Source organism: Pseudomonas sp. CFBP 5748, from assembly GCF_053850495.1.
The window spans coordinates 18,274-34,880 of record NZ_JBSPTN010000022.1; the positions used below are offsets into that span (position 1 = coordinate 18,274).

Consider the following 16,607-nt stretch of genomic DNA (forward strand, 5'->3'; position numbering starts at 1 on the left):
GGACGCAGAAGTGGACGCGAAACCCAGGTCCACCGCCAATCCCCTGTGGGAGCGAGCTTGCTCGCGATGGCGGTGGCTCAACTTGCGGTGATGTCGGCTGAGGCCTCAGATCTTGAAGCTATCCACCAGTTGCTTCAACCGATTGGCCTGTTGCGACAAGGCATCGCAATCCTTCAGGGTTTCATTGAGGTTGGCCACGCTTTGCTGGTTCAACAGGTTGATGTGGCTGACGTCCATATTGAGGGTTTCCACCACCGCGGTCTGTTCTTCGGTCGCCGCGGCCACCGACTGGTTCATCCCATCGATTTCGCCGATGCGCTGCGTCACGCTGACCAGCCGCAGACCGGCCTGATTGGCCACTTCCACGCTTTCCTCACTGGACAACTGGCTGGCGTTCATCGTGGTCACCGCTTCGCGGGAACCGACCTGCAGCGAGGTGATCATCTTGTGGATTTCTTCCGCCGACTCCTGGGTGCGATGCGCCAGGTTACGCACTTCATCGGCCACCACCGCAAAACCACGGCCGGCTTCACCGGCCCGGGCCGCTTCAATGGCAGCGTTCAGGGCCAGCAGGTTGGTTTGCTGGGAGATGCCTTTGATCACGTCCAGGATGTGCCCGATGTTGTCGGTGCTGGCGTTCAGGGTTTCGATCTGGGTGCACGAGAGACTGATCTTCTGCGACAGCTCGGTCATCGCGTGGATGGTTTTTTCCACCACCTGACGACCATCATCGGCCTGCTCGCTGGCGCCGCTGGCCTGTTGCGAGGCATCGGCGGCGTTGCGGGCGATTTCCTGGGTCGCAGCGCCCAATTGGTTGATGGCCGCGGCCACGCTGTTGGTGCGAGCGCTCTGTTCATCCGAGCCGATGAGCGAGGCGTTCGACGAAGTCATCACCCGCTGCGACAGGTCATGCACCTGCCGTGTCGCCGAAGACACTTCGGAAATCGAGGCGTGAATCCGCTCCACGAACTGGTTGAACGAGCCACCCAATACCGCGAACTCATCCTTGCCCTGCACCACCAGGCGGCGAGTCAGGTCGCCCTCGCCCTGGGCGATGTCCTGCATGGCCCGACCCATGGTGGTCAACGGACGCATCAATACTTGGATCAACATGCTCAGCAGCAACGCAATGGCCGCCACCGCGACAAACATCGCAATCAACGCAGACGTACGGAACTGGCTCAGCGGTGCGTAGGCTTTTGCCTTGTCGATCGACAGGCCGATGTACCACTCAGCGTTCGGCAGGCCAGTGACCGGGGTGAACGAAAGAATGCGGTCCTGCCCATTCAGCGCAACCTCCTGGATGCCTTTGCCGATGCGCACTGGCGTACCGGGGTAGATGTCCTTGAGGTTCTTCATCACCTGGTCTTTGTCCGGGCTGACGATCACCTGACCGTCGCCGCTGACCAGGAAGGCATGGCCGATGCCACCGAAATCCACCGAGTTGATGATTTTCACCAGGGTTTCCAGGCTCAGGTCGCCGCCCACCACGCCGAGCAATTCGCCGTTGTGCTTCACCGGCAAGGCGATGGTCACCACCAGGCCGCCGACCGCCGCCAGGTATGGCGGAGTCAGCATGGTTTTGTCGGCGGTGACGGCCTGTTTGTACCAAGGGCGCTGACGCGGATCGTAGCCATCAGGCATTTTTGCGTCAGGGCGTTGGGTGAAGACACCACTGGCCTGGCCTACGTAAGTGAACTGGAAGTTCGACGTCAGCGCCGGCTGGTCGACAAGCCCCGGCAGATCGGCACCGGTGCCTTGATGCGCGATGTTCTGCGCCAGGTTTTCCAGCACCAGTATCCGGCCACTCATCCAGTTCTGGATGCTACTGGCCGTCAAGTCACCGGATTGCTCGATGGAGGACTCGAGGCTACGGCCGATGGTATTGCGCTGCAAATAGTCGTTGTAGAGCGTAAAGAGGGCGAAAGCCAGAACCACGACACCGGAGGCGGCAAGAAGGATTTTGTGGCTGAACTTTAGATTCATTTAGTTAGGCTTCTTATGCAGGGAGTGGGGGTGCATTCCGGTTGCAACATTTCATGTAAAGCGCGAGCAGGCTTTTGACCCGCTCCACTTTGGTGCACGCATACCAATCTGTCGGCACGCCGTTGGAAAAAATTAGGGCTTTATGATGTTGGCCGACGAGAGGAGAAGATTAGACGCTTCCATGGGATGCGTTGGAATGCAGCCGGGAGGCCTGAGGGACTGCCCCAAGGGCGAACGAGGCGTGGCCGCCGAGGTGCGTGGCCGGTTGTAACAATCTGTGGCGAGGGCTTGCTCCCTCGCCACAGGATTCAGATCTGGCTGAAATATCGAGGCTTGCCGAAGAGCTTTTTCAATAGCCGTCTCAAACCCGTACCGTATCCACCTCTTCCCTCACCGGCCCTTTCTCGCCCACAAACCGGTTCGCCCGCCAAAACGTTCCAAAATCATTGAACCGCACGCCCATTTCACGCATCACTTTATGGGCCACCGGCACCGTCAATTGACGGATATAGAACGGTTCCTTCACCACGAAGTGATGGACTCCGTGGCTGCTGCCGAAGTTGAAGCAGAACGCCTGCAACGGCCACAGCCACCACGGGTTGAGCACTTGGGTTTGCTGGATGACGTTGCCCGGCTCGATGTCGCCGTAGTAGTGCATGTTCGAACTGATGAAGTGCAGGCAAAAAGTCCGCAGCACGTTCGGGCCGATGATCACCACCGCCGCGATGTCGATCACATGCATCACCGACAACGTGGTTGGCGACCAGGCGATGGAAGTACCCAGCAGGCTGGCGACACCGTTGGCCCCATGAAAACCGAGGAACACATACCAGGCGCCCCAGTGCAGCAGCGCCAGCGGGAAGTACACCTTCAGCGTGCGCTTGAGGATGCTGCGCTTGTGCGCCCAGGTCTTGGCCCGCAGCAGGCGGATGAAAGCCGACATCACGTTGTCGCCGACCATCAGCAACCGCGCCAGCCCCCAAGGCTCGCCGTTGGTGATGGCCCGTTCCTCCATGTCGGCCTCGCTGCCGGAGACCTTGTGATGGTTAAGGTGCAGGTGGCGACGGATCCACGGGTTGATGGTGCTGGGCCGCGCCAGCCACACCAGGCCCATCATCAGGTTGTGGGGCAGGCGCTGCTTGCGGAAATACATGCTGTGGATCAGGTCGTGTTCCAGCTCGTGGGTCAGGGAGGCGAAAAAAGCGTTGAGCAGCAGGCACGCCCACCCGGCGAGATGGCCGTTGATGTAGAGCAGCGCCGAACCGATCATCCCGGCCAGGGCGAACACCAGGATGCCCGCGCCCAGTGCATCCTGGTGGCGCAAAATCGGGTAGCGCTGGCGCAATTGCTCGCCTCGGGCCAATACCACTTGGCGAATATGGGCGGATCGCTGTTGTGCATTCAATCGCTCGGGGCTTGCGCAAGTGCCGTGCATGGCTTACATCCTCTGTTATCGATGTGCTCATCCTGCCGGGCGTTGTCCCCTCGGGTGGTAGCCGTAAACGCCAACCTGTTGACCGCAAGCGCCAATCGTCATGACTGAACCGACCTCACTCGCCAGCTGGACCCGTGCCCTGCGCAAACAGCTCGATGCGCTGGGCCTGGATAGCCATGCCCTGTGCGTCGAGGCTGGCCTCGACCCGCAACTGATGGACGACCCGAACGCCCGTTACCCGCTCTCGGGTACCACGCGCCTGTGGGCGTTGGCGGTGCAGGCCAGCGGCGACCCGGCGATTGGCCTGCGGGTGTCGCGCTTCGTCAGCCCCACCACCTTTCACGCACTGGGCTATGCCCTGGTGGCCAGCGGCAGCCTGCGGGAAGTGTTCGAGCGGATCGTGCGCTATCACCCGGTGGTCAGCGATGCACTGACATTGCAACTGAGCCGCGGCGAAGACCGCTACCGCTTCAGTCTTGATGTGCCCCCGGGCCGTCCGGGACCGGCCTTTGAAGCCATCGACGCGTTCGCCGCGATTTATGTGCGCACCTGTCGCAACCGCCTCGGCCGCGACTACGCGCCGCTGGCGGTGTACCTGCGGCGCCCGGAACCGGCGGACCCCAGCCCCTGGCACAAAGTGTTCCGCTCGCCGGTGTATTTCGGCGCGGCCCAGGATTGCCTGGAGTTCAACCTCACGGATTTCGACAGCCATTTGGACGACGCCAACCCGGAGCTGGCCGAACACAACGAAACGGTGCTCGAGCGCACCCTTGCGCAACTCAAGCCGCTGACCTGGGAGCGCAAGGTGCGTGCCGCCATCGAGGCCCAATTACCCGAAGGCGAACCCAGCGCCGAACGCATCGCCCAGGCCATGCACCTGAGCCTGCGCAGCCTGCAACGGCACCTGGCCGACGAAGGCTGCCGCTTCGACGCACTGCTCAACGAGTGCCGGGAAAACCTGGCGCTGCTGCACCTGCGTGATCCGCATTGCTCGCTGAGCGAGGTCAGTTATCTGTTGGGATTTGCCGACACCAGCAGCTTCAGCCGCGCGTTCAAACGCTGGACCGGAATGACGCCGGGGCAGTTTCGAGATGGGTTGCGCTAGGGATTTGTGTTGCTCTCACAATGATCTGTGGCATACACAAATCCCTGGTGGGAGCGGGCTTGCTCGCGAAGGCGACAGCACAGTCAACATCACCGCCAACAGACCCACCGCTTCGCGAGCAAGCCCGCTCCCACAGGTTGAGGTTGGCCTCAGAATGTGGTCAACGCCCGCAGCCGCTCGATGTCGAGGATTTCGATCTCGCCATAACTGAGATGAAGAATGCCTTGGCCCTGCAAATCCTTGAGGATCTGGTTGGTGGTCTGGCGCGACAGCGAGAGCATCAGCGCCAGTTGTTCCTGGGGCAGCTGCAAGACCCGGCGCGCCGGCTCGATTTCGCCGTAGCCTTCGGCGATCATCAACAGGCGATGGGCCACGCGTGCGGGGGCGGGCATCAGGCTCAGGTGTTCGAGGTTGGTGAAGGCCAGGCGCAGTTTGTGGCTCATCAGCAACGCGAGATGCCGCCAGTAGAGCGGTTGCTCCTGCAGAAATGCCAGCAGCGGCGCCTGAGGCAAGTGCAGCAGGGTGCATTGACCTACCCCCTGCGCATCATGGGTCCGCGGCTGGCCATCGAACAGGCAGATTTCACCGAACCAGTGGGGCGCCTCGACCACGCTTAGCAGCGCCTCCTTGCCCTGCTCGTTCACCGCACCGACCCGTACCGCGCCTTCCAGCACGGCGTAGATCCCGCAAGGTGGATCGCCACGCTGGAACAGTCGATCCCCCGGCAACAGGCGCAGTACCCGCGACATCCCCAGCAGACTATTCTGTAACTCAACAGGCAAATGGCGGTACCAGTGACCGGCCATCAGGTGCGAGTGCCAGGGACGCGAATTCATGGAAACTCCGGGACAAGTGTCGGCTAACTGACAGAACAACTCATTGAACCTGGGCATCATGCAGGCATCACCTCAGGAGGAACAACAATGAAAAGCCTCGTCGATCATCTCAGTCAATATGCCGCCTACCACCGCGATCCACGCAACATCGCCAGCCACTTCATTGGCATTCCGCTGATTTTCGTCGCCGTCGCCGTGCTGCTGTCTCGGCCGGGTTGGCCGATGGGCGCGATCCTGTTGTCTCCGGCGTTGTTGGTGGCGGCAGCGAGTGCCTGGTTCTATCTGCGCCTGGAGTTGCGCCTGGGTGTACTCATGACGGTGCTGCTGGGCCTGGCGGTATGGCTGGGCCAGACGCTGGCCGGGCAAAGCACCTCGGTGTGGCTGGGCAGTGGCCTGGGGATGTTTGTGGTGGGTTGGGTGATCCAGTTTGTCGGGCACTATTACGAAGGCCGCAAACCAGCGTTCGTAGACGACCTCACCGGGCTGATTGTCGGGCCGTTGTTTGTGGTGGTTGAAGCGGGTTTTCTGCTGGGGCTCAGAAGCGAACTGAAGCGGGCCATTGAAGAACGCGCAGGGCCGATGGCCGTGCGCAACCGACGATCGGCGGCCTGAAAACAACGCAATGCGAACCTCTGTGGGAGCGTGCTCGCTCCCACAATAGATCTGCGCCGTTCACAAATCCCCTGTGGGAGCGAGCTTGCTCGCGATGCTTGTGATCTTAGAGGTTGGCGACCTTCTGCCAGACCTTCGGCTTGAAGAACAGTGTCTCGCCCTTCGCCAGGCCCACCAGGCTGTCGTGATCCTTCACCACTTCGGCTTCAATCAATTCGCTTTGGCCTTCGACCTTCAAGGTCACCCGGGTGGTGGCGCCCAGCGGTCGGATGTCGCGCACTTCGGCGGCGTGGTGATCCTCCAGTTCCGAACGCGACAGCGAAACTTCATGGGGGCGGAACAGCACATGCCGATCCTCACCCAAGTGCAGGCGGTTCGAGTCGCCGAGGAAGTGATACACGAAGTCGCTGGCCGGGTTTTCATACACATCCCCCGGTGAGCCGATCTGCTCGATCACGCCTTTGTTCATCACCACGATCCGGTCGGCGACTTCCATGGCTTCTTCCTGGTCGTGGGTCACGAACACCGAGGTCAGGTTGATGTCCTCGTGCAGCCGCGCCAGCCAACGACGCAGTTCCTTGCGGACCTTGGCGTCGAGGGCGCCGAAGGGTTCGTCCAGCAGCAACACCTTGGGCTCAACCGCCAGGGCACGGGCCAGGGCAATACGCTGGCGCTGGCCACCGGACAGTTGCTCCGGGTAACGGTCGGCGAGCCAGTCCAGTTGCACCATGTTCAGCAGTTCGTGGACCTTGGTCGCGATCTGGCTTTCGTTCGGGCGCTGGTTCTTGGGCTTCATGCGCAAGCCGAAGGCAACGTTATCGAACACCGTCATGTGGCGGAACAGGGCGTAGTGCTGGAACACGAAACCGACGTTGCGATCACGCACGTCGTGGCCGGAAACGTCCTCGCCGTGGAACACGATGTTGCCCTGGTCCGGGGTTTCGAGGCCGGCGATGATCCGCAGCAAGGTGGTCTTGCCGCAACCCGACGGGCCCAGCAGCGCCACCAACTCGCCGCTCTGGATGTCCAGGCTGATGTTGTCCAGGGCCTTGAAGGCGTGAAAATTCTTGCTGACATTACGGACTTCGATCGACATGACTTATTCCTCCGCGGCGCTGGCGCGCAGGCGGTTGATTCGGTTTTCGCTCCACTGCTTGAGCAGCAGGATGAAGAGCGCCAGGATCAGCAACAGGCTCGCCACAGCGAACGCGGCCACATGGTTGTATTCGTTGTAGAGGATCTCGACGTGCAGCGGCAGGGTGTTGGTCACCCCACGAATGTGCCCGGACACCACCGACACCGCACCGAACTCGCCCATGGCCCGGGCGGTACACAGCACCACGCCATAGATCAGCCCCCACTTGATGTTCGGCACGGTGATATGCCAGAACATCTGCCAGCCATTGGCACCCAACAGGCGCGCAGCCTCTTCTTCCTGGGTGCCCTGCTCCTGCATCAGCGGGATCAGCTCACGGGCCACGAATGGCACGGTGACGAAGATCGTCGCCAACACGATGCCCGGCAGCGCAAACACAATCTGGATGTCGTGATCCGACAGCCACGGCCCGAACAGGCCCTGGGCGCCGAACATCAGCACATAGACCAGGCCGGCGATCACTGGCGACACCGAGAACGGCAGGTCGATCAGCGTCACCAGCATGCTCTTGCCACGGAATGAATATTTGCTCACGCACCACGCGGCGCTGACACCGAACACCAGGTTCAGGGGCACCGAGATCAGCACCGCAACCACCGTGAGCTTCAGCGCCGACAGCGCGTCGGGTTCAAAGATCGCGGTAAAGAACGCCCCCAGGCCGAGCTTCAGGCCCTGGGACACCACGATGAACAACGGCAGCAGCAGGAACAGCGCAAAAATCAGCCAGCCGAGGCCGATCAGGACGCCCCGCGAAGTTGCACTGCCGCGGCGAGCGGCGTTGGTGGAGGCCGCGGAAATAGACGATTGGGACATGTTCGCGCCTCCTTATGGGGTTTCGATGCGCCGCTGCAGCAGGTTGATCAGCAGCAACAGGACGAAGGAAACCACCAGCATCAGCACGCCGATGGAGGTGGCGCCGGTGTAGTCGTATTGATCGAGCTTGACCATGATCAGCAGCGGCAGGATCTCGGTTTTCATCGGCATGTTGCCGGCGATGAAAATTACCGAGCCGTACTCGCCCACGCCACGGGCAAAGGCCAGGGCGAAACCGGTCAACCAGGCCGGCAACAGCGCTGGCACGAGGATGTGGCGGAACACTTGCCACGGCTTGGCACCGAGGCAAGCGGCGGCCTCTTCGACTTCACGGGGAATATCGGCCAGCACCGGCTGCACCGTGCGCACCACGAAGGGTAGTGTCACAAAGGTCAGCGCCAGGGTGATGCCCAGCGGCGTATAGGCGATCTTGAACCCCAGGTCGGTGGCGAACTGGCCGACCAGGCCGGTCGGCGCATACAACGCCGTCAGCGCAATACCCGCCACGGCGGTGGGCAAGGCGAACGGCAGGTCGATCATCGCATCGATGATCTTGCGACCGGGGAAGGTGTAGCGCACCAGCACCCAGGCCAACAGCGTACCGATCACGCCGTTGATGATCGCGGCGTACAGCGCGGTGCCGAAACTGAGCTTCAAGGCAGCCAGCACCCGCGGCGCCGAGATGATCGCCCAGAACTGTTCCCAGGTGAGTTGAGCGGCATGCACGAACATCGCCGCCAGCGGTATGAGCACAATCAGACTGAGGTACACCAGGGTGTAGCCCAGCGTCAGCCCGAAGCCGGGTATGACGGGGGATATGCGACGCGACATAAAGGTCCTTGGTTGAGAACTCGCAAAGCCCCGATGGTAAATCGGGACCTGTTAGCAAATGCCAGCCCGTTAGGGTGCGTAACCTGTGGGAGCGGGCTTGCTCGCGAAAGCGGTATGTCAGGCAACATTGATACTGACTGTACCGCCTTCGCGAGCAAGCCCGCTCCCACATGAATTGCGCTCTATTTCAGCTTACTGCGCCTGATAGATCTGGTCGAACACGCCACCATCATTGAAGAACTTCGGCTGGGCGGTTTTCCAGCCACCGAAGTCTTTGTCGATGGTCACCAGCTCCAGTTTCGGGAACTGCCGGGAGTACTTGGCGGCCACGTCCTTGTCACGTGGACGATAGAAGTTCTTCGCGGCGATTTCCTGGCCGGCCGGACTGTACAGGTGCTTGAGGTAGGCTTCGGCGATCTCCAGGTTGCCCTTCTTCTCGGCGTTCTTGTCCACCACCGCCACCGGCGGTTCGGCCAGAATCGACAGCGACGGCACAACGATGTCGAACTTGTCCGCGCCGCCATCTTCTTTCAGCGCCAGGAACGCTTCGTTTTCCCAGGCCAGCAACACGTCGCCCTGACCGTTGTTGACGAAAGTAATGGTCGAGCCGCGGGCGCCGGTGTCGAGGATCGGCACATGCTTGAACAGCGCTTGCACGTATTCCTTGGCCTTGGCTTCGTCACCACCGTTGGCCTTGAGGCCATAGGCCCAGGCCGCGAGGAAGTTCCAACGAGCGCCGCCGGAGGTCTTCGGGTTCGGGGTGATGACCGATACGTCATTCTTGATCAGATCGCCCCAATCCTTGATGCCCTTGGGATTGCCCTTGCGCACCAGAAATACGATGGTCGAGGTGTAAGGCGTGCTGGCCTCCGGCAAGCGCGTTTGCCAGTCCACCGGCAGGGACTTGCCCAGCTTGGCGATTTCGTCGATGTCACCGGCCAGGGCCAGGGTCACCACGTCGGCCCGCAGACCATCGATCACCGCTCGACCTTGTTTGCCCGAGCCGCCATGGGACTGTTGGATCTTCACGTTATCGTCCGGGTGCGCCTTCTTCCAGAAACTGGCGAATTCGGCGTTGTAATCCTGATACAGCTCGCGGGTCGGGTCGTAGGACACGTTAAGCAACTCGTAATCCTTGGCAACCGCGGAACCTGCAAAAACAGCACTGGCCAGGGCGGCCAAGGCATAACGGCGAATTGACGACATGGTGAAAGCTCCTGGAATTCTGGTGTTCTTATGGCTTCTGGAAATTCATCTGGCTCATAGAAAAAGATCGCAGCCTTCGGCAGCTCCTACCCTCAGCCCCCCGTAGGAGTTGCCGAAGGCTGCGATCTTTTGGCTTTTTCAAGACGGCTTATGGCTCGGCTGCTGCAACCGGAATTTTTCCTTGCGTTCGATCTGAACCACTTGCGCGTTGTGCACGGTGATTTCCACCGCGCCAAAGCGCAGATCGCGCAGTGCGCTCTGGATCTCGCGCAAGATGGTTGCTTCGTCCTGGCCATCAACGCTACGTAGGGATGCGCTCATGCTGCTGCTCCTTGAATGAATGCCTGGCAGTGGGCGGCACTGCTTGCGGCGTGGGAGCAATATTAGATAAGCGCAGATATTCTTAAAAAGACTATTTAAGAATTTTTATATAACCAAAATAACATAAAGTATCTGGCGTCCTACGGCAGGGGTAATTGGGGGGCTTTTCCCCTGCCAAACCCTCGGATATTTCCTTCAAAACGCTGGGCTGTTCATGAACTAGGCACCCTGGTTTTCTGCCGCTAACCTTGGTTCATCATCGCAAAAAACGGTGACACGGACGTGCAAGTCCGAGTAAACACCCACCCAGAATGCTTCTAGCCATTCGCGCCCGTGTTCTATGACGGCTGTGTTCGGGAGATCTTCGGATCTACCGAGTTTGGGTAGGTGACTCGGTCTTGCACACTCGTACACAGCTGCCCCCCTCCATTACGTGCAAGCGGTCCAGGGCATGGTCAGGCACCTCCTGACCGTATTTCACACCTATAAAGGATGTCTCCGGTTTCTACCCGAGCATCAGTCAACATCAATTCAACGGGTGATCAGGCAATGGCCGGCGCACGGTCCCAATCCAGTTGCTGCGCGGCCACCGGCCGGCCAAACCAGTAGCCCTGCCCGAGTTCACACGCCTGTTCAAGCAAAAATGCCGCCTGCTCGCGCTGCTCGATGCCTTCGGCATGCACCTGCATGCCCATGCTGTGTGCCAGGGCGATAATCACTCGGACAATCGCCGCGTCGTCCTCATCCCAAGGCAACCCGGCGACAAAGCCCTGATCGATCTTGAGCTTCTGCACCGGCAAGCGCTTGAGCCGCAATAACGACGAATAACCCGTGCCGAAATCGTCGATCGCCAGCCGTACGCCCAACTCCCGTAGGCGATGCATCTGTTCCAGCGCCACCTCCGGGTCTTCCATCACAGCGCTTTCGGTCACCTCCAACTCCAGGCACGCAGGGTCCAGGCCCGTGTCGTGCAGCACCTTGGCGACCTGCTCGTACAACTCGCGATGGGCGAACAGTCGGCTGGAGACGTTGACCGCGACGAACGACAACGCCACTCCAGCCTGCTGCCACCGACACATCTGCCGACAGGCCTGGTCCATGACCCAGGCATCGATCTGGGCAATCAGCCCGACGCGCTCGGCGATGGGAATGAACTCGGCGGGCGAAACCAACCCGCGCGTGGGATGCTCCCACCGCACCAATGCCTCGACACCGATCAGGCGGCTGCTCGCCAGGTCGTACACCGGTTGGTAATGAACCCGCAATTGCTGCTGCTGAAGGGCCAGGCGTAGTTCGGAGGCGATCTCGACGCGTTGCTGAGCGTGGACGGTGAGCTCTTCGGTGTACAAGGCGTAACCGTCGCGCCCGGCACTCTTGGCCTTGAACAGCGCCGAATCGGCGTTGCGCAGCAACTGCCCGGCGCTGAGGGCATCACCGGGAAACAGACTGATGCCGATGCTGGCGTTGATGAACAACGACTGCTGATCGAGCCGCAACGGCTCCTTCAGGGCGTCGAGGATGCGCCGCGCCAACACTGCCGCCTGCCCGGGCTGCGCACAGTTTTCCACCAGCACGGCAAATTCGTCGCCCCCCAGCCGGGCCAGGGTCACACCTGGGGCAAAGAGCCCGCGAAACCGCTCGGCCACACCTTTGAGTAACTCATCACCGACGTTGTGCCCCAGGCTGTCGTTGATGTTTTTGAAGTGATCCAAGTCCACCAACAGCAGCGCGCAGCCACGTTTGTGGAGCTGTGCCGACGCCAGGGCCTGTTCCGTGCGATCAGAAAACAGCAGGCGGTTGGGCAAGCCTGTCAGCGGATCGTGATGGGCCAGGTGCGCCAGTTCGTGCTCGGAATCCTTGATTGCGCTGATATCCGAAAACACCGCGACGTAATGACTGACCTGGCCGTTGTCGTCGCGAACGACGCGGATCGTCTGCCACTGAGGGTAGATCTCGCCGCTTTTACGCCGGTTCCAGATCTCGCCGCTCCACTCACCCAGGCTGTCCAAGGCGACAAACATGTCGCGATAGAAATCCGGCCCATGACGACCGGACTTGAACAGATTGGGTCGCTGGCCCAGCACTTCGTCCCGACCGTAACCGGTAATCGCCATAAAGGCCCGGTTAACGTGCACGATCAGGCCGTTGCGGTCCGTCACCAACACCCCTTCGCGGGTGCAATCGAAGACGGCGGCGGCCTGGCGCAGGCGCTCGCGATCGGCGCTGTGCTCGCCCGGCCCGAAAAACCGGGACATCCGCACTCGGGTCAGGAAGATCAACCCGGCGCTGACCAGCACCCAGGCATAACCGTTGATCAGCAACCAGCGAAGTCGGTCGGCGGATTGATCGAAGAAACTGCTCAATAAATAACCAACCAGCTGCAGCCAGACGACTGACAGCAAGAGATAAAGCAGCGCTGTGCGCAGAGCGATGCGGCGGTAGACAGTCATTCGGCCATCCATGTCCCTATGAAGAGGCGGGAATTATAGAGGAAGAAACATCCTGCCACTTTTATCTGAAAGGGCGACTGGTTTTATCTGTCGGGCCGGTGATAATGCAACGGCAGTTTCTATCTTTATCGAGGGTCCTACAGCCTATGTGGTACGAAGGTTTTCTTGGCTTGTCGCCCTGGTCACTGGTGGCAGTCACCCTGCTGATGACCCACGTCACAATCATTGGCGTCACGGTGTACTTGCACCGTTATTCGGCGCATCGCTCCCTTGAGCTCAATGCCGGCCTCAAACATTTCTTCCGCTTCTGGCTGTGGCTGACCACGGCACAGAACACCCGCGAATGGACCGCTATCCACCGCAAGCATCACGCCAAATGCGAAACCGTCGACGACCCCCACAGCCCGGTGATCAAAGGCTTGTCCACCGTACTGCGCAAAGGTGCCGAGCTGTATCGCGCCGAGGCGGAGAATCCGGAAACCCTGCGCATCTACGGCAAGAACTGCCCTGAGGATTGGATCGAGCGCAACCTCTACAGCCGCTTCCCACTGCTGGGTGTGGCGATCATGGGCGCCATCGACCTGCTGCTGTTCGGCACCATCGGCATCACCATCTGGGCCATCCAGATGATGTGGATTCCCGTCTGGGCCGCCGGCGTGGTCAATGGCCTGGGCCATGCCGTGGGCTACCGCAACTTCGAATGCCGCGACGCGGCGACCAACCTGGTGCCCTGGGGCATCCTGATCGGTGGCGAAGAGCTGCATAACAACCACCACACCTACCCCAACTCGGCCAAGCTGTCGGTACGCAAATGGGAGTTCGACCTGGGCTGGGCCTGGATCCAGGTGTTCAGTTTCCTGCGCCTGGCCAAGGTCCAGCGGGTCGCGCCGATCGCCCACCGGGTCGAAGGCAAGGGCCATCTGGACATGGACACCGCCATGGCGATCCTCAACAACCGTTTCCAGATCATGGCCCAATATCGCCGGCTGGTCATCGCACCGCTGGTCAAACAGGAACTGGAGAAGGTCGATCACTCGGTGCGCCATCAGTTCCACCGGGCCAAACGCTTGCTGTCGCGGGAAACCAGCCTGCTGGATGACCGTCACCACGCGCGCATCCAGAACATGCTGGAACACAGTCAGGCGCTGAAGGTGATCTACGAAAAACGCCTGGCCTTGCAACAGATCTGGGTCAAGACCAGCAGCAACGGCCATGACATGCTTGCCGCCATCAAGGAATGGGTCCACGAAGCCGAGGCCAGCGGCATCCAGTCCCTGCGGGACTTCGCCGACCAGCTCAAGACCTACTCGCTGCGGCCCGCCACGGCCTGATAACCAAACCCCGCCTCCGGCGGGGTTTTTCTTTGCTGCACGCCCCCTGTTAAATGTTGCCAGGCCCCGCCCTTCGTCGCCTGAAAAGGAACTTCGCCTCAAATCCCCTATCTCAATGAGCACTTCGCCATCCAGGCGGGCTTTGGAGTGAGCGCGTGCAAATCCACAGCAGTGCACGTTCTTTGAGATTTGTGCCGATGGTCGACAAGAACCTACAGGATTCATCCCAACCTCATTGGCCCGAAGCGGCCCAGACCCTCATGGCGCTGATGCACGCCCAGGGCGAAGTCGCACGCCTGAGCGAGCGTGAGCAGCTGTTCAGCTCACTGCTGGTCAGTGTCAATGCCGTGCTGTGGGCGTTCAACTGGGAAACCCGGCAAGTGCTGTACGTCAGCCCCGCCTACGAGCGGATCTTTGGCCGGCCTGCTGGCCTGGTCATGGCCGATTTCAACGAATGGCGCGACGCAATCTACCCGGATGACCAAGAGTACGCCGAACGCAGCCTGGCCGAAGTGCTGGTCAAAGGCGCCGTCGAAGATCGCGAATACCGCATCATCGCCGCTGATGGCCAGATCCGCTGGCTGAGCGACAAATGCTTCATCAACCGCAAGGCCGAGCCAGGGCAACCGGTGATTGTGGTGGGCATCGCCGAAGACATCACCGAAAAGAAGCTGCTGGAAAGTGAACTGCAGCGACTGGCAACCACTGACGTGCTGACCCAGAGCAGCAATCGACGCCATTTCTTCGAGTGCGCCCACCGAGAGTTCGAGCAGGCACGGCTACAGGGGATGCCTATGGCGTTCCTACTGCTGGACATCGATGACTTCAAGGTGATCAACGACACCTACGGCCACCAGGAAGGCGATACCGTGCTGCAGAAAATCGCCGAAAGCGGACGCTCCGTGCTCAGGCGCGGTGATCTGTTTGGGCGGATCGGCGGCGAAGAATTCGCCGCCGTGTTCCCCGGTTGTGCCCCGGACATGGCGCTGCAAGTGGCCGAGCGTCTGCAACGGGAAATCCAGCGCTTGAATTTTCGCTGCGGCGAGCAGAACTTCGGCATTACCGTGAGCCAGGGCCTGACCAGCATCACCGTCGAAGACCAGACCCTCGACAGCCTGTTCGCCCGGGCCGATGCGGCCATGTATGAAGCCAAGCGCCAGGGTAAGAATCGCATCATTGCGGCTTGAGCAATCTCCGCGCTAAGGAGTCAGCAAAACTCCAGTCATACCCAAATTCCTGTGGGAGTTAGTCAGCGACGCTACTTCCTGCGCAATCGCATCAACTCCGGCAAACCGATCTTCAGCAAACGCGCCGTGCGCCCCCGGGCCAGCTCTTCAAGCCCTTCATGCTCGGTCAGGTGAGCCATCTGCGCCGCCATGTTCATCACCAGTGCCTCGCGAGAGTAAACCCCACCACCCAGGCTGTAGGCTGCCGCGATCAACTCACGCAGCTCCAGCGGCAGGCGCCAACGGGTGCGCAGCGCCGAGCCGAAACCGGCGCCGTATTGATCGAGGGAATTTCCTACTTCCTCCCACTCATCCAGCTCGCCACCCGCCTGCGTCCACTCCTCCAGGCAACGCAGCAGCGCCAGGTCGCCCAGGCGGTGTAACAACCCGGCGCAATAACAGCGTTCCGGCTCCAGATCCAGCAGCCGAGCCAGGATTCGGGCGTACTCGGCGGTGTGCAGGGACAATTCCCAGTAGCGCTTGGCATAGTCCGCCAGGCACGGAACGCTGAGCCGGGCGCAGCGCTTGAGAGTCAGGCCGAGGATCAGGTTCATGCTCTGCCCCGTGCCGAGCTGGTGCAGCGCCTGGGCTACGGTCTGCACCGGGCCGCCACCCTGATGCTGGGCAGCATTGTTGGCCGCCGCAATCAGCACCCCAGAGATTTGCGGGTCGGTGCGAATCTCCTCTTCCAGCAGCTTCAGATCCAGACCCGTGGGGTTCAGGCAGCGCTTGACCGCCACCTGCACATCGGTCATCAGCGGCGCGCCTTCGGACAGCTCACGCCGACGCTCCAGAAACGCTACCAGGGTCAGCCCCGGCCCTGGGACCGGCACGTCGTGGGAGGTTTCTTCACTGCCACTCAACAGCAACCCTTGCAAACGCTGGGTCAGGCTTTCGCGGTTCAAGGGTTTGGTCAAATACGCCATCGGCGCCAGTGGCACGACCTCACGCACACTGGCGCTGTCGTTACGCCGACTCATCAGGATGAATGGCAACGGCGGGGTGCGATGCTGTTGGCGAAGACCACGCAGGATCGCCAGGCCATCAACACCCGGCAGCTCCCAATCGGCGATGACCAGGTCGTACGAGTTATGCGCCAGCAAATCCAGGGCCTGTTGCCCCTCACCGCAGGTATCCACTCGGGCATCGCAACGCACGCCCGACAACACTTGCTCAAGCAGCTCCCGGGACGCCGGGTCGGCCTCGGCAATCAGCACACGCGGTACAGCGGGTAAAACCACAGCAGCCATGCAGCATCGCTCCCTTGCCATACATGCACCTTAGCCAATGAAGGCCATT

At 60.9% G+C, this 16,607-nt stretch carries 14 protein-coding genes and 1 pseudogene; 4 read left to right on the forward strand and 11 right to left on the reverse strand.

The features are described 5' to 3' along the window. Window positions 1–105: 105 nt before the first annotated feature. The 3 genes and pseudogenes from ACWNZ1_RS28930 to ACWNZ1_RS28940 all read right to left on the reverse strand — a co-directional run bounded on the left by ACWNZ1_RS28930 (window position 106) and on the right by ACWNZ1_RS28940 (window position 3,421). A complete protein-coding gene (locus ACWNZ1_RS28930; RefSeq protein ID WP_406550197.1) occupies window positions 106–891 on the reverse strand; it encodes a methyl-accepting chemotaxis protein in 786 nt (261 codons plus the stop codon). A gap of 117 nt (window positions 892–1,008) precedes the next feature. Further along, window positions 1,009–1,986 (reverse strand): annotated as a pseudogene (locus ACWNZ1_RS28935) (cache domain-containing protein); the annotation flags it as partial. Between the two features lie 361 nt (window positions 1,987–2,347). Continuing rightward, window positions 2,348–3,421, reverse strand: a complete 1,074-nt coding sequence (locus ACWNZ1_RS28940) for a fatty acid desaturase (RefSeq protein WP_256454025.1) — start codon at window positions 3,419–3,421, stop codon at window positions 2,348–2,350. A 100-nt stretch (window positions 3,422–3,521) separates the two neighbouring features. On the opposite strand from ACWNZ1_RS28940, the gene ACWNZ1_RS28945 reads away from it, so the two are divergent. Beyond that, window positions 3,522–4,526, forward strand: coding sequence for an AraC family transcriptional regulator (locus ACWNZ1_RS28945; RefSeq protein WP_135843099.1), 1,005 nt, complete (start codon window positions 3,522–3,524; stop codon window positions 4,524–4,526). A 149-nt stretch (window positions 4,527–4,675) separates the two neighbouring features. On the opposite strand, the gene ACWNZ1_RS28950 is transcribed toward ACWNZ1_RS28945, so the two are convergent. After that, window positions 4,676–5,362 carry a Crp/Fnr family transcriptional regulator gene (locus ACWNZ1_RS28950; RefSeq protein WP_135843098.1) on the reverse strand — a complete coding sequence of 229 codons (687 nt, stop codon included), beginning with the start codon at window positions 5,360–5,362 and terminating at the stop codon, window positions 4,676–4,678. A gap of 87 nt (window positions 5,363–5,449) precedes the next feature. Here ACWNZ1_RS28950 and ACWNZ1_RS28955 point away from each other — a divergent pair, with 87 nt between their 5' ends. Next, entirely contained in the window at window positions 5,450–5,974 is a 525-nt protein-coding gene (locus tag ACWNZ1_RS28955; RefSeq protein WP_280944592.1) for an Mpo1 family 2-hydroxy fatty acid dioxygenase, read from the forward strand. A gap of 106 nt (window positions 5,975–6,080) precedes the next feature. Here ACWNZ1_RS28955 and ACWNZ1_RS28960 read toward each other — a convergent pair whose 3' ends face one another. The 6 genes from ACWNZ1_RS28960 to dibA all read right to left on the reverse strand — a co-directional run bounded on the left by ACWNZ1_RS28960 (window position 6,081) and on the right by dibA (window position 12,751). Next, entirely contained in the window at window positions 6,081–7,070 is a 990-nt protein-coding gene (locus ACWNZ1_RS28960; protein ID WP_135843096.1) for a sulfate/molybdate ABC transporter ATP-binding protein, read from the reverse strand. A gap of 3 nt (window positions 7,071–7,073) precedes the next feature. Next, window positions 7,074–7,943 carry a sulfate ABC transporter permease subunit CysW gene (cysW, locus tag ACWNZ1_RS28965; protein ID WP_256454022.1) on the reverse strand — a complete coding sequence of 290 codons (870 nt, stop codon included), beginning with the start codon at window positions 7,941–7,943 and terminating at the stop codon, window positions 7,074–7,076. A gap of 12 nt (window positions 7,944–7,955) precedes the next feature. After that, on the reverse strand, window positions 7,956–8,774 hold the full coding sequence (gene cysT / locus ACWNZ1_RS28970; protein ID WP_013692011.1) for a sulfate ABC transporter permease subunit CysT: 819 nt from the start codon (window positions 8,772–8,774) through the stop codon (window positions 7,956–7,958). A gap of 192 nt (window positions 8,775–8,966) precedes the next feature. Beyond that, complete coding sequence (locus tag ACWNZ1_RS28975; protein WP_456028024.1) at window positions 8,967–9,980, reverse strand: sulfate ABC transporter substrate-binding protein; 1,014 nt, start codon at window positions 9,978–9,980, stop codon at window positions 8,967–8,969. Between the two features lie 138 nt (window positions 9,981–10,118). Then, window positions 10,119–10,301 (reverse strand): sulfur starvation response protein OscA, encoded by a 183-nt coding sequence (gene oscA / locus ACWNZ1_RS28980; protein ID WP_003186967.1) that lies wholly within the window; start codon window positions 10,299–10,301, stop codon window positions 10,119–10,121. 542 nt (window positions 10,302–10,843) lie between these two features. Then, window positions 10,844–12,751, reverse strand: a complete 1,908-nt coding sequence (gene dibA, locus ACWNZ1_RS28985) for a phosphodiesterase DibA (RefSeq protein ID WP_256454020.1) — start codon at window positions 12,749–12,751, stop codon at window positions 10,844–10,846. A 146-nt stretch (window positions 12,752–12,897) separates the two neighbouring features. Here dibA and desA point away from each other — a divergent pair, with 146 nt between their 5' ends. Both desA and ACWNZ1_RS28995 read left to right on the forward strand, forming a co-directional pair. Continuing rightward, a complete protein-coding gene (gene desA / locus ACWNZ1_RS28990) occupies window positions 12,898–14,082 on the forward strand; it encodes a delta-9 fatty acid desaturase DesA (protein WP_135843092.1) in 1,185 nt (394 codons plus the stop codon). 197 nt (window positions 14,083–14,279) lie between these two features. Continuing rightward, window positions 14,280–15,269: a GGDEF domain-containing protein gene (locus ACWNZ1_RS28995; RefSeq protein ID WP_135843091.1), complete on the forward strand. Its 990-nt coding sequence runs from the start codon at window positions 14,280–14,282 to the stop codon at window positions 15,267–15,269. Between the two features lie 71 nt (window positions 15,270–15,340). On the opposite strand, the gene ACWNZ1_RS29000 is transcribed toward ACWNZ1_RS28995, so the two are convergent. Beyond that, window positions 15,341–16,558, reverse strand: coding sequence for a response regulator (locus ACWNZ1_RS29000; RefSeq protein WP_265072574.1), 1,218 nt, complete (start codon window positions 16,556–16,558; stop codon window positions 15,341–15,343). Window positions 16,559–16,607 lie beyond the last annotated feature (49 nt).

Excerpts from the sequence above, each read along its gene's own strand:
- ACWNZ1_RS28930 (WP_406550197.1), bottom strand. The coding sequence starts at position 891 with ATGACTTCGTCGAACGCCTCGCTCATCGGCTCGGATGAACAGAGCGCT.
- ACWNZ1_RS28940 (WP_256454025.1), bottom strand. The coding sequence starts at position 3,421 with ATGCACGGCACTTGCGCAAGCCCCGAGCGATTGAATGCACAACAGCGA.
- ACWNZ1_RS28945 (WP_135843099.1), top strand. The coding sequence starts at position 3,522 with ATGACTGAACCGACCTCACTCGCCAGCTGGACCCGTGCCCTGCGCAAA.
- ACWNZ1_RS28950 (WP_135843098.1), bottom strand. The coding sequence starts at position 5,362 with ATGAATTCGCGTCCCTGGCACTCGCACCTGATGGCCGGTCACTGGTAC.
- ACWNZ1_RS28955 (WP_280944592.1), top strand. The coding sequence starts at position 5,450 with ATGAAAAGCCTCGTCGATCATCTCAGTCAATATGCCGCCTACCACCGC.
- ACWNZ1_RS28960 (WP_135843096.1), bottom strand. The coding sequence starts at position 7,070 with ATGTCGATCGAAGTCCGTAATGTCAGCAAGAATTTTCACGCCTTCAAG.
- cysW (WP_256454022.1), bottom strand. The coding sequence starts at position 7,943 with ATGTCCCAATCGTCTATTTCCGCGGCCTCCACCAACGCCGCTCGCCGC.
- cysT (WP_013692011.1), bottom strand. The coding sequence starts at position 8,774 with ATGTCGCGTCGCATATCCCCCGTCATACCCGGCTTCGGGCTGACGCTG.
- ACWNZ1_RS28975 (WP_456028024.1), bottom strand. The coding sequence starts at position 9,980 with ATGTCGTCAATTCGCCGTTATGCCTTGGCCGCCCTGGCCAGTGCTGTT.
- oscA (WP_003186967.1), bottom strand. The coding sequence starts at position 10,301 with ATGAGCGCATCCCTACGTAGCGTTGATGGCCAGGACGAAGCAACCATC.
- dibA (WP_256454020.1), bottom strand. The coding sequence starts at position 12,751 with ATGACTGTCTACCGCCGCATCGCTCTGCGCACAGCGCTGCTTTATCTC.
- desA (WP_135843092.1), top strand. The coding sequence starts at position 12,898 with ATGTGGTACGAAGGTTTTCTTGGCTTGTCGCCCTGGTCACTGGTGGCA.
- ACWNZ1_RS28995 (WP_135843091.1), top strand. The coding sequence starts at position 14,280 with ATGGTCGACAAGAACCTACAGGATTCATCCCAACCTCATTGGCCCGAA.
- ACWNZ1_RS29000 (WP_265072574.1), bottom strand. The coding sequence starts at position 16,558 with ATGGCTGCTGTGGTTTTACCCGCTGTACCGCGTGTGCTGATTGCCGAG.